Raw genomic sequence first — 14,098 nt, forward strand, 5'->3', positions numbered from 1 at the left:
CCGCGACACGCCGGAGCGGCAACCCGCCGCTCCGGCGTTTGCATGCCTCACCTACGGTCCCATCGAACGGCGGTGGTGGTGCGTCCACCGACAACCCAGGACAAATGGGGAGGCGGGATGTACGGCGCGGCATACTCGGCGCCGCCACCACCAGCGCCCGGCCGGCCGACCCAGGTGATGGTCGGCGCCCTGGCGGTGTTCGGTGCGGCGGCGATGACCCTGGCCGAGACCGTGTTCGAGATCCTGATCTTCCAGGACTTCAGCCGGCTGGACACCAGCGGTGAGCTGGCCACCAGCCTGCAACCCTGGCTGATCATCACGATCGTGCTGAACATGCTGGTCACGATCGGTCTCGGGATGGCCGCGCTGCTCACCATCCGGCGCCAGCAGGCCGGCCGGATCCTGATCTGGTCGGTCGGCGGGCTCTGCGCCGCGCTGCGGCTGTGCTGCCTGTCCGGGATCGGCATGTTCGGCGCGATCAACGCCGCCGTCGGCAGCGCCGCGTCCGACTCGGACATGTCGATCTCGCAGCTCGCGCCGGGCTGGGAGATCGCCGGTTCGGCCATCTTCGGCATCCTCGCGCTGGCGGCCGTGACGGTCGCGATGATCATGGTCGGGCTGCGCCAGGTCGGTGCCTGGTTCCGCGCCGCTCGGCCCGCCGCGCCGGTCGCGCCGCCACAGCCCTACCGGCCGTACGGATACTGATCGCCGTGTCCCGGTACGGTGGGCGCACCCGAGACAGAGAGGTCCGATGATGTATCCGCCACCATCGGTGCCGCCCGCGGCGCCAGGTTTCCCCGCCGCCACAGGTGGTCGTCCGGTCACCGTGACCGCCGCCGCGGCGTGCATGCTGGTCGCCGTCGTGGTCAACCTGGGGCAGGTCGCTGTCTCGGTGCTGGCGATCACCCGGATCGGCGACTGGATGGCGGCTCAGGGGCTGTCACAGAGCACCGTCGACTCGGCCACCTCGGTCTTCAAGGTGGTCCAGGTCATCTCGATCATCATCTACCTGCTGCTGAGCATCACCATCGTGCTGCTCGCGCTGGGCAACCTGCGCGGCAAGCGGGGCACCTGGATCACCACGTTCGTGATCTCCGGCCTGTTCGTGGTGTGCGGGTTCTGCGGCGCGATTGGCAGCGTGACCAACACGGCGTCCACCTCGAACATCGACACCAGCGGCATGATGCCCGGCTGGTACACGCCGATCACGATCGTGCTCGCGGTCCTGCTGGTGCTCAGCCACGGCGCGGCGATCGTGCTGCTCGCGATCAAGCAGTCCAGCCAGTACTTCGCCAAGAAGGCGCCGGGTGGCCCGGCCGCACCGGACCCGAGCTACCCGGCGCAGCCGGGCGGTCCCGGCGGCGGTTACCCGCCGCCCGGTCCCGGCTACGGGGCCGAGACCAGCCCGTACGGCGACCAGACCACCTACGGCGACCCGGGCACCGGCTACGGCCCCGGCCCCAGCTACGGTGGCCCGCCGGCGTCCGGCCCCGGCTACGGTGGCCCGCCGCAGTCCGGCCCTGGGTACGGTGGCCCGCCGCAGTCCGGCCCTGGGTACGGTGGCCCGCCGCAGTCCGGCCCTGGGTACGGTGGCCCGCCGCAGTCCGGCCCTGGGTACGGTGGCCCGCCGCAGTCCGGCCCTGGGTACGGTGGCCCGCCGCAGTCCGGTCCCGGCTACGGCGGTGGCCCCGGCTACGGCCCGCCGCGCTAGCGGGTGACGGCGATGCCCACCGCACTGGTGACGGGCGCGACCGCGGGGATCGGCGCGGCCTTCGCCGACCGCCTCGCCCGGGACGGCCGCGACCTCGTCCTGGTCGCGCGGAACGAGCAGCGGCTGGCCGACACCGCCGCCGAGCTGACCCGGCGGTACGGGGTGGCGGTCGAGGTGCTCGCCGCCGACCTGTCCACCGCCGACGGGTGCGGCGCGGTCGAGGCCCGGGTGGGCGCGGTCGACAAGCCGGTCGCGCTGCTCGTCAACAACGCCGGCATCTCCCTGCACAAGCCGTTCACCAGCAACAGCGCCGACGACGAGGAACGGCTGCTCTGGCTGAACGTACGGTCGGTGATGCGGCTGACGCACGCCGCCCTGGCGGTGATGGTGCCGCGCCGGTCCGGCGCGATCGTCAACGTGTCGTCGGTGTCCGGGTTCGCCGCGGTGATGCCCGGATCCACCTACCCGGCCAGCAAGGCGTGGGTGACGAACTTCAGCGAGTCGGTCGGGGCGAAGGTGCGCCGGCACGGCGTCCGGGTGATGGCGCTCTGCCCCGGCTACACGCACACCGAGTTTCACGACAGCGCCGGGATCGACATGTCCGGGCTGCCGAAGTTCGCCTGGCTCGACGTCGACCAGGTGGTCGCCGAGGGGCTGCGCGACCTGCGCCGCGGCAAGCTGCTCAGCGTCCCGTCGCTGCGGTACAAGGCGGCCGCGGTGGTGCTGAGCCGGCTGCCCCGCGCGGTGCTGCACCGGCTGCCGAGCGCCGGCGGGAGCCGCACCCGGGAGTGACCGTCCCGGGGCCCGAAGGTCGGCGGGCGCCGGTTGCCGGCGCGGCCCGGGCCTCTAGGCTGTGGCCGTGTCGGATCGGGAGAACCTGCGTCAGCTGATCAAGGACCTGGCCGTGGTGCACGGCCGGGTCGTGCTCTCCAGCGGTCGGGAGGCCGACTACTACGTCGACCTGCGCCGCATCACGCTGCACCACGCCGCCGCGCCGCTGGTCGGCCGGGTGCTGCTCGACCTGACCGCCGACTGGGGGTACGACGCCGTCGGCGGCCTGACGCTGGGCGCCGACCCGGTCGCCACCGCGGTACTGCATGCCGCCGCGGGGCGCGGGCACGGGATCGACGCGTTCGTGGTCCGCAAGCAGGGCAAGGCGCACGGCCTGCAGCGCCGCATCGAGGGGCCGGACGTCGCCGGCCGGCGGGTGCTCGCCGTCGAGGACACCTCCACCACCGGCGGCAGCGTGCTGGACGCGGTCGAGGCGCTGCGGGCCGAGGGCGCCGAGGTGGTCGGGGTCGCCGTGGTCGTCGACCGCGGCGCCGGTGACGCGGTCCGCGCCGCCGGCCTGGACTACCGCGCGGCCTACTCGCTCGCCGACCTCGACCTGGCCTGACCGGCGCACGTCTGGCCGCAACCGCACCGCGCGGCTGGGGGTGTCTTCATGGCTGGCGGTGAAGGCACGCCCTACGCTCGGCGGAGCGCCGGGTCGGCGGTGAGGGTGCCGGCATCGGCGTCGAGTACCGCCCGGGTACCCAGCGGTACCGTCACCCGCACCGCGCCGTGGCCGATCGGCAGCCCGCCCAGCACCGGCACGCCGAGCCGGTGCAGCCGGTCGGCGAGCACCTCCGGTACCGAGGGGTCGGTGCCGGCGCAGTCGGTGAACTGACCGACGGCGACGCCGGCGAGCCCGGCGAACAGGCCGGCGCGCTCCAGGTGCAGCAGCATCCGGTCGACCTTGTACGCGGGTTCGGCGACGTCCTCCAGCAGCAGTACGGCGCCCGTCGGGTCCGGCGCGTCCGGGGTGCCGATCGTCGCCGCGAGCATCGCCAGGTTGCCGCCGAGCAGCCGCCCGGTGGCGCGCCCGGCGGTGGTCACCGCGGCGGTGGACTCGGCCGGATCGGCGGCCACCCGTACCGGCGCCGGGTCGAACAGCGCGGTGCGCAGCGCGGCGACGGTCACCGGGTCGAGCTCGGTGCGCAGCGCGAACGCCGGGCCGTGCAGCGTGGCCAGCCGGGCACCCCGCCACAGCGCCAGGTGCAGCGCGGTGATGTCGGAGAAACCGAGCACGATCTTCGGGTCGCGCACCACCGCGGCCGTATCGATCCCGCCGACGATTCGTTGGCTGCCATAGCCACCGCGGGTGCACAGCACGGCACGTACCGCGGGGTCCGCCAGGGCGGTGTTCAGGTCGGCGAGCCGGTCACGATCGGTGCCGGCGACCAGGCCGTCCCGGTCGTACGCGTGTGCGCCGACGGTGACGGACAGTCCCCATCCGCGCAGCAGTGCGGCTCCGCGTTCGACGTGTTCGGGGGAGACCGGGCCGGCCGGCGAGATCAGTACGACCTGGTCACCTGGGGTGAGTGGGGTGGGCTTGAGGGGCAAGGAGTCGTCGGACACCCGCACAGCCTAGATATGTCGCCCCGCGGGCCGTTACCTACCGCAGTCGGCTGCGTTAACGCTATAGGTACCGGCAAATATTCAAGATGTTGAATGTCCAGGGGGATGAGGGCACGTGACCGCTGTGCTCACCGAGACCGTACCGACCGCTCGCTCGCCGCTCACCGGCGAACCGCTGGCGGCGGCCGAGGCAGACCGCCTCGCCGGCCTGCTCAAGGCGCTCGCCGACCCTGCCCGGCTGCGGCTGCTCAGCCTGATCCAGGCGGCTCCGCGGCGCGAGGCCTGCGTCTGCGACCTGATCGGTCCGCTCGGGCTGAGCCAGCCGACGGTCAGCCACCATCTGCGCGTGCTCACCGAGGCCGGCCTGCTGGAGCGGGAGAAGCGCGGCGTCTGGGCCTACTACCGGATCGTGTCGCCGAACCTGAGCACCGTGGCGAGCCTGATCGCGCCGCCACGCCGGCGGCGCAGCCCGCGCCCGCGTACCGCGTCCTGACGGGTGCTGCTTGCCCGGGCCGGTGGGGGCGCCGGCCCGGGTCTTGCCGTCCACGGCACCCGCACGCGCCGCAGGCGTGCCGCGGGGCCGGGATGCGCCGCCGGGCGTGCTGCGGGCCAAGGCGGGTCGTGATTGGCCGTGGCTCCGGGCGTCCGGTCGGGTCGACGAACCCGGGCCCGGACCCGGGTCAGGATCGGATCGCGAGGTAGGCGGCGACCAGCAGGGCCAGCACACCGATCGCGCCGAGCGCCATGATGATCAGCAGGATCGGCAGCGCCCGGCCGCCGCCGACCGGTACCCGGCGAGCGGTGTACGGCGCGGCGATCGGCCGCGGCGCCGCGGTGTACGGCCGGCCCTGGTAGGCGGGCATCGGCGGCAGCTCCCGGCCAGGCCGGGCGGGCGGCCGCAGCTGGCCGGTCTGGTGCGTGGGCAACGGGCCGGTGCGCGCCGTCGGTTCGACCGGCCGCCCGGTGTGATCGACCCGCGGCTGCTGGCCGGTGTGCGCGACCCGGGGCAGCTGGCCGGTGTGTCGGGCCGGGCCGGAGACCGGCGGGAGCGGGTTCGTCGGTGACTCCACCACCCGGGGCAGCTGCCCGGTGTGCCGGGCGCCGGCCGGTGAGCGGTACCCGGGCGGTGCTGCTCCCGGAGGCGGTCCGGAGGCCGGTGGCATGGCCCGGCCGGCCCGCGGGATGGAGCCGGTGTCGGCGGTGGTCCGGGGGATGGAGCCGGCGTCGGCGTGCACCGGCCGCCCGTCCGGCCCGACCCGGGGCATCGAGCCGGTGTCCGCGACGCGCGGGATGGAGCCGGTGTCGGCGTGCACCGGCCGCCCGTCCGGGCCGACCCGGGGCATCGAGCCGGTGTCGCCGGGAAGCGGCCGACGGGCCGGGTCGCCGGCCGAGACCGGCCGGCCGTCCGGCCCGACCCGGGGGATGGAGCCGGTGTCCGCGGCGCGCGGGATGGACCCGGTGTCGGTACGGGTGGCGAGGTTGCCGGTGTGCCGGCCCGGCGCCGGCGGCCGCACCGTACTGACCAGGCGGTCGAACACGCTGCGCACGCCGATGGTGCCGGCCGCGTCGATGCTCGCCACCCACGGCTGCTCGCCGGACAGCTCGACGCCGGCGAACTCCTCACCGGCCGGCGCGTGCGCCCGGGCCCACTGGTACGCCTCGGTCAGCGCGCCGCGCAGCGAGTCGTCGTGCACCGCGGACGGCCCCATGGTCAGGATCGTCACCGCCCGACCCTGCTCGTCCTTGCCGCGGCAGATCTCGAACCCGCCGTGCACCCGGACGGTGGTCACGCCACGGAACGGACCGACGTCGCGTCCAGTGGGTTCCATCGGCTTCTCCGGCGTACCGAGGGTGAGTCTGCGGCTCGTTTCCCGACACACCGTCTCGGGCCGCGAGCTCCGGTCCGGCTCAGCGTACCCGGCCGGATCCGGCGCCGACCGGGGCGCGGGCGTGGCGCGGTTCGCGCACCGTCACCGGTGCGTCGCGGGCTGCGAGTCGGTGTCGTCGTCGGCGGTCCGCTCGGCGCCGCCACGACGCCGCGCCAGCAGCCGCTTCACCAGCTCACGCAGCATCGGCAGCAGCGCGATCAGCACGATCGCCGCGATGATCGGCAGCAGGTACTTGTCGATGATGGCCGGCGGGATCACGCCGGCGGTGCGGTTGCCGAGCAGGATGATGCCGTCGGTCCAGATCACGCCGCCGACCACGTTCCAGAGCAGGAACTTCTGCCACGGCATCTCCAGGATGCCGGCGACCGGGTTCAGGAACGCGCGGACCACCGGGATGAACCGGGCCAGCACGACGGCCTTGGCCGGCCCGAACTTGTTGAAGTAGTACTCCGCCTTGTCCACGTACTGCGCCTTGAACAGGCGCGACGCGGGCCGGTCGAACATGGCTCGGCCGAACCGGGCGCCGAGGAAGTGGCCGAGCTGTGCCCCGACGATCGCCGCGATCGGCACCCCGATCAGCAGCGCCGGCAGGGACAGCTGGGTACCGAGCAGGTGCTCGGCGACGCCGGAACTGGCGATGCCGGCGATGAACAGCATCGTGTCGCCGGGCAGGAAGAACCCGAAGAACAGTCCGGTCTCGGCGAAGATCACCGTATAGACGCCGACCAGCCCGAACGTGTCGATCAGCGACTTCGGATCCAGCAGGTTGACCGCCAGCGGCTCGCTCGCCGCCCGGACCGACTCGACATCCCCCATGTGCGGCACGCTACCGACGCGTCGCTGACATCGAGCTGAGCGGTGTGACCAGCGATGCCGCCCCGGTCAGCCTGTCGTCTCCCACCCCGATGCACCCCACCGTGCCGAGGCTACCCGGCGGAAAGATCGCCTCACGCCTCGGCCGCGAGATGTGCGGGCGATCCCACACGCCGGGGCCGCCGCGCCTTCAACCCCGGTACCAGCAGCGCCACCAGCACGCCGAACACCAGGTACCCGCAGATCACCAGCAGGTGGGTGGTGATGTGGTGGGAGCCGAAGTAGGAGACGTTGCGCACCGTCTGGGTGGCGGCACCGGTACCGATCCAGGGGCCGATCGCGCGCCAGAACGTCGGCAGCATCGGCCACGGGAACACCCCGCCGGAGCTCGGGTTGCCGAGTACCACGAACACCGCGATCGCGATGCCGATGCCGATCACCCCGGCCAGTACCTGCATCGCCATCGTGAACGCGGCGGCGGAGAACACCAGCAGCGCCCCGATCCACCACAGCTGGCCGACCGATGCCGGCAGCGCGTGCAGTACCGGGCCGACGACGATCGCGCCGCCCACCCCGGCGGCGATCGAGTACACCGCCATCGCGAGCAGCCGGATGAACGCGCGGCGCAGGTTCGCCGGCCGGGTACCGGCCGAGACGCCGAGCATCGAGGCGACCAGGTAGCCGCCCACGCTCCACGCCACGACCAGGTAGAACGAGCTCAGCTCCTCGAAGTCGTCGGATGGCAGCGGCTTGACGTCGACCACCGACAGCCGCAGCCCGGCGCGCGGCGCGACCGCCTTCATGACCCGCTCCAGCGCCTGCGACATCGACGGCCCGGCGGCGCTCGCCACGACCAACCGGGCGGTACCGCCGCCGGTCGGGGCGGGCGTGACCAGCAGCGCACCGTCCGCGTCCCGGGTCGTCACCTGGCGCCGCGCGGTCGCCGCATCGGCCACGGTACGGGCCTCGACCGGCTCCCCGGGCAGCCCGTTGAGCTGCTTCAGCAGCGGCCCCGCCGCCTGGCTCGGCGCCGCCACGGCGAGGTCGATGCGGTGCGGCTTCGGGTTGTGCAGCGCGCCCATGTAGGACAGCGCGAACGCCAGCATCAGCAGGAACACGCCGACGCACAGCAACGCCGACCGCGGCGTCACCGCGTCCTTCCAGTCCCGTACCGCCGCCCGGTCCCGGTGTTTCGTCGCCCCGCCGGTGCCCGGTGTCGCCTCGTCGCTGGAGCCCGGTGTCGCCTCGCCGCCGGAGCCTGGTGTGGCGTCACCACCGGTGCCCGGTGTCGCCTCTCCGCTGGAGCCTGGTGTGGCGTCACCACCGGTGCCCGGTGTCGCGTCGCCGCCGACGGCGGGTACGGCGCCGTCGGCGGGGCCGGTCGCCGGGGGTTCGCCGCCCGGCCGGGGCGCCGCGTCGTCGTTCGTACCGTCGTGTTCGTTCACGGCCGCTCCCCCGGGAATGCGGATGTTCTCCGCAGTTTCTCCCGCCGGTACGCGTCGTGTGCACGGTTTGCCCAGAGTGCCACCCGCTGCGGGCCGGTGGCGTCGGCGCGGACCCCACGGTCCCCGGCGACGGTCCTAACAGTCCAGGAAGATCGGGTTGGTCAGCGCCGCCATCGAGCCGTACGGGAGGGCGGCGCCGGCATCGGCGTGCCGTACCTCGGCGCGGACGTAGCCGGTGCAGCGGGCGGTGGTGCGCCACTCGACCAGGCCGGGCAGCGGCGCCGCGTGCACCAGGCCCCGGTCGGTGACCAGGCGTACCGTGCCGGCCGGAACGCCGGCGACGTCCAGCCGCACCGTGACCGGGGTGTCCGGCGCGACGGCGAGCCGGTCGCCGATCCCGGCGGTACGCCCGTCCGCGGTCGCCACGAGCGACACGGTCACCGCGGCGTCGTCCGCCAGGTACGAGCGGCCCGCGGCGATGCCCGCCTTGATCCCGGTGGCGGACAGCGCCTCGGCGTGCACCACGGTCTGCGGCAGGCCGACCACGTCGCCGTCCCGGTGCGCGTCGCTGTTGCCCATCGCCGGGACGAACCGGCCGGCGACCAGCGTCCCGTCCCAGGTGGCGAGCGCCGCCTCGTTGCCGATCGACCACGGGCCGTTCCACACCTCGACCGCGTCGGCCTGCTCGTAGCCGAACTTCCACGAGCACGCCACGCACTGCCCGTACGGGTGGGCCGGCACGACGAGGCCGCCGAGCTCGCGCACCCGCGCCGCGTGGTCGGCGAACACGCCGTCGGTGGCCCGGTACCGCCAGTCGATCCAGGAGCCGGGCGGCAGGCCGATGGCGAGGCAGTGGCCGTTGCGGGTGGTGATCTCCTCGCCGGTGAGGATCAGCAGGTCGTCCCCGGCGTACTCGCCCCAGACCCGGTGCGAGGCGGGCGTGTTGTGCTCGCTGGAGTTGATGAAGTCCAGGCCGCGGGCCCGCGCGGCGGCGGCGACCTGCGCCGGGGTACGGCCGCCGTCGGAGTAGACGGTGTGCAGGTGGCAGTCGCCGCGGTACCAGCCGGGGCCGCGCCCGGTCGCCGCCGGCGGGTACCGCACCGACGGCTCACCGGCCACCGGCGCGTCGTCGAACGTCACCTCGACCGTGTAGTCGAGCCCGCCCGGCGCCACCGTGTACGGCCCGAGCACGACGTGCCAGCGGCCCGGCTCGATCGGCCCCGGCAGGTAGCCGGGCGTGGCGTCGGCCGCGGACAGCTCGAACCGGTCCCGCGCCCCACCGGACCAGCCGCGAAAGCCCGCCTCGGTCCCGCGCTGGTCGAAGATGCCCACGTCGCAGGCGTTGCCGACGGTGCCCGCGGCCAGCACCGGCCGGTCGTACGAGTACCGCACGGCGAGGCGCGCGGTGCCGGCCGGCACGTCGACCGGCAGGTACACGTAGTCGGCGGCGCCAGGGTCGAGATGCCCGGTGTACACGCGTTTCTGCACCACGCCAGTCTGCCGTGCCCTCCCGGCCCCCCGGCAACCCTGCCGTCCCGGCCGCGCGGTACCTCTTGGCCGGCAACCCCGTCGCCCCGGTCGCGCGGCAACCCTGTCGTCCCGGTCGCCCGGCAACCTTGCTCACCTGCCGGGACTGTGGCGTTCGCGTACCGATCAACTGCGGGACGGAGGTTTCCGGCATGATCCGACCCATGCGAATTCGAGCGCTCGTCGTTGCCTCCGTCACCGCACTCGGTACCGTGGCCGCCGCCGCGCCGGCGGTCGCCCATCCCGCGCCCGGCCGCCACGACGCCGGTGCCTGCTCCCCCTCCGTGTCGCTGCGCGGCTTCTCGGACGCGCTGGACAAGCGGACGTTCGGCGATGCGCAGGTCGGCGAGCTGTCCGGGCTGCAGTTCGACGGCTCGCACCTGCTGGCCGTCAGCGACACGTCGGCGCTCTGGACGCTGACCCGGCCCACCCGCGGCCTCGTCACCGAACCCGTCGGGTACCAGCCGTTGGCGGACGAGCACGGCGACCCGATCGACTCCGAGGCGATCGCCGTCGACCGGGACGGCACCCGGCTGATCACCTCGGAGATCGAGCCGTCGGTCCGCCGGTACGACCGGCGCGGGAAGGTGCTGGCCAGCCTGCCGGTGCCGGACCGGTTCCGGGTCGCACCGGCCGGCGAGGCCGAGGAGAACGCCACCTTCGAGGGGCTGACCCTGCTGCCCGGCGACCGTTCGCTCATCGCGACGATGGAGTCGCCGCTGTCCGGCGACGGCACGGACGCCGACGGTAACGGGCTCAACCGGTTCCTCCGCTGGGACCGGCGGCACGGCCGGTTCGAGGTCGCGGCGCAGTACGCGTTCACCGTCGACGCCGGCCTGCAGATCTCCGACGTCCAGGCCATCTCGCCGAACCGGCTGCTGGTGCTGGAGCGGGGCTGGAAGAAGGGCTACGGCAACACGATCCGGCTGTACGAGGCGGATCTGACCGGCGCGCAGGATGTCACCGGTGTCGCCAGCCTGGCCGACACGACCGTCCGGCAGGTGCACCGCAGGCTGCTCGCCGATATCGGCCAGTGCCCGAGCGACGGGGCGACGACCAAGCAGCCGCAGCCCAACCCGCTGCTGGACAACATCGAGGGGATGGTGTTCACCGGCCGGCACCTGCGAGGCGACCGCCGGGAGCTGCTGATGGTCTCCGACGACAACCTGTCCGACGAGCAGATCACCCGGCTGTACTCGTTCGCGGTCCGCGTCTGATCGCCGCCGAAGGGCAGCGGTCCGCGTCCGATCGCCGCCGAAGGGCGGCGTTGCCCGGCTGACCGCGTGCCGGAGCCCCCCGGCGGGTTCCGGCACGCGGTGCATCGGCGCCGCTCCGGGTTACCAGGCGTACGCCTCGGGTGCCGGGTGTGCGCCGTTCGGCGCCGGCGGCGGGAACAGCTCGTCGAGCCGGGCCAGCACCGTGTCGTCGAGCGTGATGTCGAGGGCGCGGAGCGAACCGTCCAGGTGCTCGATCGTCCGCGGCCCGGTGATGGGTCCGGTGACGCCGTCCTGGGCGAGCAGCCAGGCCAGTCCGACGTGTGCCGGGTCCTCGCCGATCTCGGCACACAGCTTCTCGTACGCCTCGATCGTGTCGCGGTGCTGCGCCAGGGCGTCGGCCGCGTGCCCGGAGCTGCCCCGGCGCGCGCCGTTCTCCCGCTGCTTGCGCAGCACGCCGCCGAGCGCGCCACCGTGCAGCGGGGACCACGGGATCACCCCGATGCCGTACTCCCGGGCGGCCGGCAGCACCTCCAGCTCGACCCACCGGGCCATCAGGTTGTACAGCGACTGCTCGCTCACCAGGCCGAGGAAGTGCCGCGAACGGGCGGCCTCCTGCGCCTGGGCGAGGTGCCAGCCGGCGAAGTTGGACGAGCCGAAGTAGAGCACCTTGCCCTGCTGGCGCAGCACGTCGAACGCCTCCCAGATCTCGTCCCACGGGGTCGCCCGGTCGACGTGGTGCATCTGGTACAGGTCGATGTGGTCGGTCTGCAGCCGGCGCAGCGACTGCTCGCAGGCGCGCCGGATGTGCAGCGCGGACAGCCGTGCCGTGTTCGGCCAGTCGCCCATCGTGCCGTACACCTTGGTGGCCAGGACGGTCCGGTCGCGCCGGTCGCCGCCGGAGGCGAACCAGCGGCCGATGATCTGCTCGGTGACGCCCTCGCCCAGCACCCGCCCGTAGATGTCGGCGGTGTCGAAGAAGTTGATGCCGTGCTCGTGCGCACGGTCCATGATCGCGAAGCTGTCCGGCTCGGTCGCCTCGGTGCCGAAGTTCATGGTGCCGAGGACGAGCCGGGACACCGACAGGCCGGTGCGGCCCAGTTGCGTGTACTGCACGGTGCGAACCCCTTCGGTGCGGTGTGGGCGGGGGACCCACGCAGGGGCGCGCCACCGACCAGGTCGCCGCCGGCGACTCCCGGCCTCGACCACTAACGAAACTGATCGTACAGTATCGCTATGAGCGCCGAGCGGAACAGTGACGTCGACGACTCCACGCGGGCGGCCGCCGCCCGGCGGGGCCGCCCGCGCAGCGAGCGCGCGCGCCGGGCGGTCCTCGCCGCGGCCCGCGAACTGCTCACCGACCGAGGTCTGCCCGGCCTGAGCGTCGACGACATCGCCAGTCACGCGGGGGTCAGCAAGGCCACCATCTACCGGTGGTGGCCGACCAAGGCGGCCGTGCTGATGGACGCGTTCACCGACGCGGTCGAGGACCGGATGACGTTCCCGACCGGCGACGACCCGCTCGGCCGGCTGCGCGAGCAGCTCGGTCGGGTCGCCCGGCTGATGAACGAGCCCGCTGCGCGCCGGCCGTTCGTGGCCCTCGTCGCGGCCAGCCAGCACGACCCGGAGCTCGCCGCCGCGCTGCGGGACCGGTTCGTCGCCGGCCGCCGGGCCGCCGCGCGCGAGCTGGTCATCGAGGCCGTCCGGGCCGGCCAGCTCGCCGCCGGCACCGACCCCGACACGGTCCTCGACATGCTCTACGGCGCCCTCTACTACCGCCTGCTGGTCAGCGGCGACCCGCTCACCCCGGACTACCCCGACCACCTCGTCGACACCCTCGGCGCGCGCCCGCCCGTCGCCTGACGGCGTACCGCGACCGACTCCAGACCGGCGCCGAAGCCTCTCCCCGCCGCCGGTCTCTCGCGCGGGTCAGGCGGCGGTCCGGGCCGGCTCCGGTGTCTCTACCGGCGTGGCCGCGGTCTTGCCCGCCGCGAGGGCGGTCAGCGCCAGCGTCAACACCACGAACCCGACCTGCCCGACCAGGTCGACGCCGTGCTTCGGCTGTGCCACGAAGCCGACCACGCAGTACACCAGCAGCGCGCCGGCCGCCGAGGCGAACGCGTGCCGCGCCGTCCAGCTGGTACGCCGGGACCAGGCGACGAGCAGCGCCGCGACCGCGGCGTAGAGCACCAGGTCGACCGGGATCGGCCAGCCGCCGGGCAGGCCGTGGTTCGTCAGCTCGAACACCGCACCAGCCACCGCCGCGAGCAGCGCCACCAGCCACGGTGCCGGCACCCGGCCGGTACCGGTGCGACGGCGCCGGTCGACCCGCGGGAACAGGAACGCGACCACGATGCACAGCGCCGTCGCGACCGCGGTCAGCGCCACCTGGCCGACCGACAGCTCGTACGCCGGGAACGACGGGAGGCCGCCGCGGAACGTGACGTGCACGAGAGCGACGCCGGCGACGAAGACCGCCGCCGTCACCGTCAGCCCGACCCGGCCGAGCCAGGGCCCGGTGCCGCGACGCGCGTACAGCGCTTCGGTGAGGGCGATGGAGGCGCCCATGCTCCACACCACGTGCAGCGTCAGCACGAACAACCACCAGGTCCAGCCGATCCCGAACAGGTTGCCGGGGCCGAGCAGGTGCAGGCCGGCGAACCTGGGGTTGAACAGGCTCATGTCCGCGAACCCCTCCTCGACCAGCCCGTACGCCGCGGCCAGCGCCAGCATCGTCGGCCAGCCGCGGCCGGTCCGCCGGGTCACCTCGCGCACCAGCACGGCCCCCGCGCCGTACATGGCGGCGTCCATCGGGTACGCGAACGCCGCGCTCAGCGTCGTGTTCCCGAGCAGGAACTCCCCCACGAACGGGGCCAGCAGGACCAGCACCCACGCCGGTGCGATTCGTCGCCACATCTCGATCACCCTCCGCCGAAACGATCGAGCCCAGCCTCGCGCTGCGGCACCCATCCCGGGCAGAGTCGTCGATCCGGACTCCGCCGGTACAAATGTCCTGCCCGGTGGCCGCGCGATCGCCGTCCGACGGGGCCGCGCCGCCGCCCGGCCGGTGCCTGGCCTGCCCGGCGGTCGCGGACTAGC

Annotated in this window: 14 protein-coding genes; 7 read left to right on the top strand and 7 right to left on the bottom strand. The window is 73.9% G+C overall.

Features of this window, described 5'->3' with window-relative positions; translation table 11 throughout:
- Window positions 1-117 precede the first annotated feature (117 nt).
- From NUM_RS30820 to pyrE, 4 genes are all read left to right on the top strand, one after another.
- A complete protein-coding gene (locus NUM_RS30820; protein ID WP_207128421.1) occupies window positions 118-705 on the top strand; it encodes a hypothetical protein in 588 nt (195 codons plus the stop codon).
- Between the two features lie 121 nt (window positions 706-826).
- Window positions 827-1,711, top strand: coding sequence for a hypothetical protein (locus NUM_RS30825; RefSeq protein ID WP_207128422.1), 885 nt, complete (start codon window positions 827-829; stop codon window positions 1,709-1,711).
- A 12-nt stretch (window positions 1,712-1,723) separates the two neighbouring features.
- Window positions 1,724-2,503, top strand: a complete 780-nt coding sequence (locus NUM_RS30830; protein WP_207128423.1) for an SDR family NAD(P)-dependent oxidoreductase — start codon at window positions 1,724-1,726, stop codon at window positions 2,501-2,503.
- Between the two features lie 67 nt (window positions 2,504-2,570).
- Entirely contained in the window at window positions 2,571-3,107 is a 537-nt protein-coding gene (pyrE, locus tag NUM_RS30835; RefSeq protein WP_207128424.1) for an orotate phosphoribosyltransferase, read from the top strand.
- A gap of 71 nt (window positions 3,108-3,178) precedes the next feature.
- Here pyrE and NUM_RS30840 read toward each other — a convergent pair whose 3' ends face one another.
- Window positions 3,179-4,111 (bottom strand): S66 peptidase family protein, encoded by a 933-nt coding sequence (locus NUM_RS30840; RefSeq protein ID WP_207128425.1) that lies wholly within the window; start codon window positions 4,109-4,111, stop codon window positions 3,179-3,181.
- A 115-nt stretch (window positions 4,112-4,226) separates the two neighbouring features.
- Here NUM_RS30840 and NUM_RS30845 point away from each other — a divergent pair, with 115 nt between their 5' ends.
- Window positions 4,227-4,604, top strand: a complete 378-nt coding sequence (locus tag NUM_RS30845; RefSeq protein WP_207128426.1) for an ArsR/SmtB family transcription factor — start codon at window positions 4,227-4,229, stop codon at window positions 4,602-4,604.
- 187 nt (window positions 4,605-4,791) lie between these two features.
- Here the strand turns inward: NUM_RS30845 and NUM_RS30850 are convergent, their stop codons facing one another.
- The 4 genes from NUM_RS30850 to NUM_RS30865 form a co-directional block, all read right to left on the bottom strand.
- Window positions 4,792-5,940 carry a hypothetical protein gene (locus NUM_RS30850; RefSeq protein WP_207128427.1) on the bottom strand — a complete coding sequence of 383 codons (1,149 nt, stop codon included), beginning with the start codon at window positions 5,938-5,940 and terminating at the stop codon, window positions 4,792-4,794.
- A gap of 141 nt (window positions 5,941-6,081) precedes the next feature.
- Window positions 6,082-6,816 (bottom strand): DedA family protein, encoded by a 735-nt coding sequence (locus NUM_RS30855; RefSeq protein ID WP_207128428.1) that lies wholly within the window; start codon window positions 6,814-6,816, stop codon window positions 6,082-6,084.
- A 131-nt stretch (window positions 6,817-6,947) separates the two neighbouring features.
- A complete protein-coding gene (locus NUM_RS30860; protein WP_207128429.1) occupies window positions 6,948-8,258 on the bottom strand; it encodes an ABC-2 transporter permease in 1,311 nt (436 codons plus the stop codon).
- A 135-nt stretch (window positions 8,259-8,393) separates the two neighbouring features.
- Complete coding sequence (locus tag NUM_RS30865; protein WP_225918961.1) at window positions 8,394-9,746, bottom strand: CehA/McbA family metallohydrolase; 1,353 nt, start codon at window positions 9,744-9,746, stop codon at window positions 8,394-8,396.
- Window positions 9,747-9,949: 203 nt separating this feature from the next.
- On the opposite strand from NUM_RS30865, the gene NUM_RS30870 reads away from it, so the two are divergent.
- Window positions 9,950-11,002: an esterase-like activity of phytase family protein gene (locus NUM_RS30870; protein ID WP_207128430.1), complete on the top strand. Its 1,053-nt coding sequence runs from the start codon at window positions 9,950-9,952 to the stop codon at window positions 11,000-11,002.
- A 120-nt stretch (window positions 11,003-11,122) separates the two neighbouring features.
- On the opposite strand, the gene NUM_RS30875 is transcribed toward NUM_RS30870, so the two are convergent.
- The gene (locus NUM_RS30875) at window positions 11,123-12,115 is read right to left on the bottom strand and encodes an aldo/keto reductase (RefSeq protein WP_207128431.1); all 993 of its coding nucleotides are present in this window, start codon (window positions 12,113-12,115) and stop codon (window positions 11,123-11,125) included.
- 120 nt (window positions 12,116-12,235) lie between these two features.
- Between NUM_RS30875 and NUM_RS30880 the strand changes: the two genes are divergently transcribed.
- Window positions 12,236-12,862, top strand: coding sequence for a TetR/AcrR family transcriptional regulator (locus NUM_RS30880; RefSeq protein WP_207128432.1), 627 nt, complete (start codon window positions 12,236-12,238; stop codon window positions 12,860-12,862).
- 66 nt (window positions 12,863-12,928) lie between these two features.
- Here the strand turns inward: NUM_RS30880 and NUM_RS30885 are convergent, their stop codons facing one another.
- The gene (locus tag NUM_RS30885) at window positions 12,929-13,915 is read right to left on the bottom strand and encodes a hypothetical protein (protein ID WP_207128433.1); all 987 of its coding nucleotides are present in this window, start codon (window positions 13,913-13,915) and stop codon (window positions 12,929-12,931) included.
- Between the last annotated feature and the right edge of the window lie 183 nt (window positions 13,916-14,098).

The organism is Actinocatenispora comari (genome assembly GCF_017312725.1).
Taxonomy (GTDB): Bacteria; Actinomycetota; Actinomycetes; order Mycobacteriales; family Micromonosporaceae; genus Actinocatenispora; species Actinocatenispora comari.

Bases quoted from the DNA above. Each gene is read 5' to 3' on its own strand.
- NUM_RS30880 (WP_207128432.1), top strand. From the start codon at position 12,236: ATGAGCGCCGAGCGGAACAGTGACGTCGACGACTCCACGCGGGCGGCC.
- NUM_RS30855 (WP_207128428.1), bottom strand. From the start codon at position 6,816: ATGGGGGATGTCGAGTCGGTCCGGGCGGCGAGCGAGCCGCTGGCGGTC.
- NUM_RS30830 (WP_207128423.1), top strand. From the start codon at position 1,724: ATGCCCACCGCACTGGTGACGGGCGCGACCGCGGGGATCGGCGCGGCC.
- NUM_RS30850 (WP_207128427.1), bottom strand. From the start codon at position 5,940: ATGGAACCCACTGGACGCGACGTCGGTCCGTTCCGTGGCGTGACCACC.
- NUM_RS30885 (WP_207128433.1), bottom strand. From the start codon at position 13,915: ATGTGGCGACGAATCGCACCGGCGTGGGTGCTGGTCCTGCTGGCCCCG.
- NUM_RS30820 (WP_207128421.1), top strand. From the start codon at position 118: ATGTACGGCGCGGCATACTCGGCGCCGCCACCACCAGCGCCCGGCCGG.
- NUM_RS30870 (WP_207128430.1), top strand. From the start codon at position 9,950: ATGCGAATTCGAGCGCTCGTCGTTGCCTCCGTCACCGCACTCGGTACC.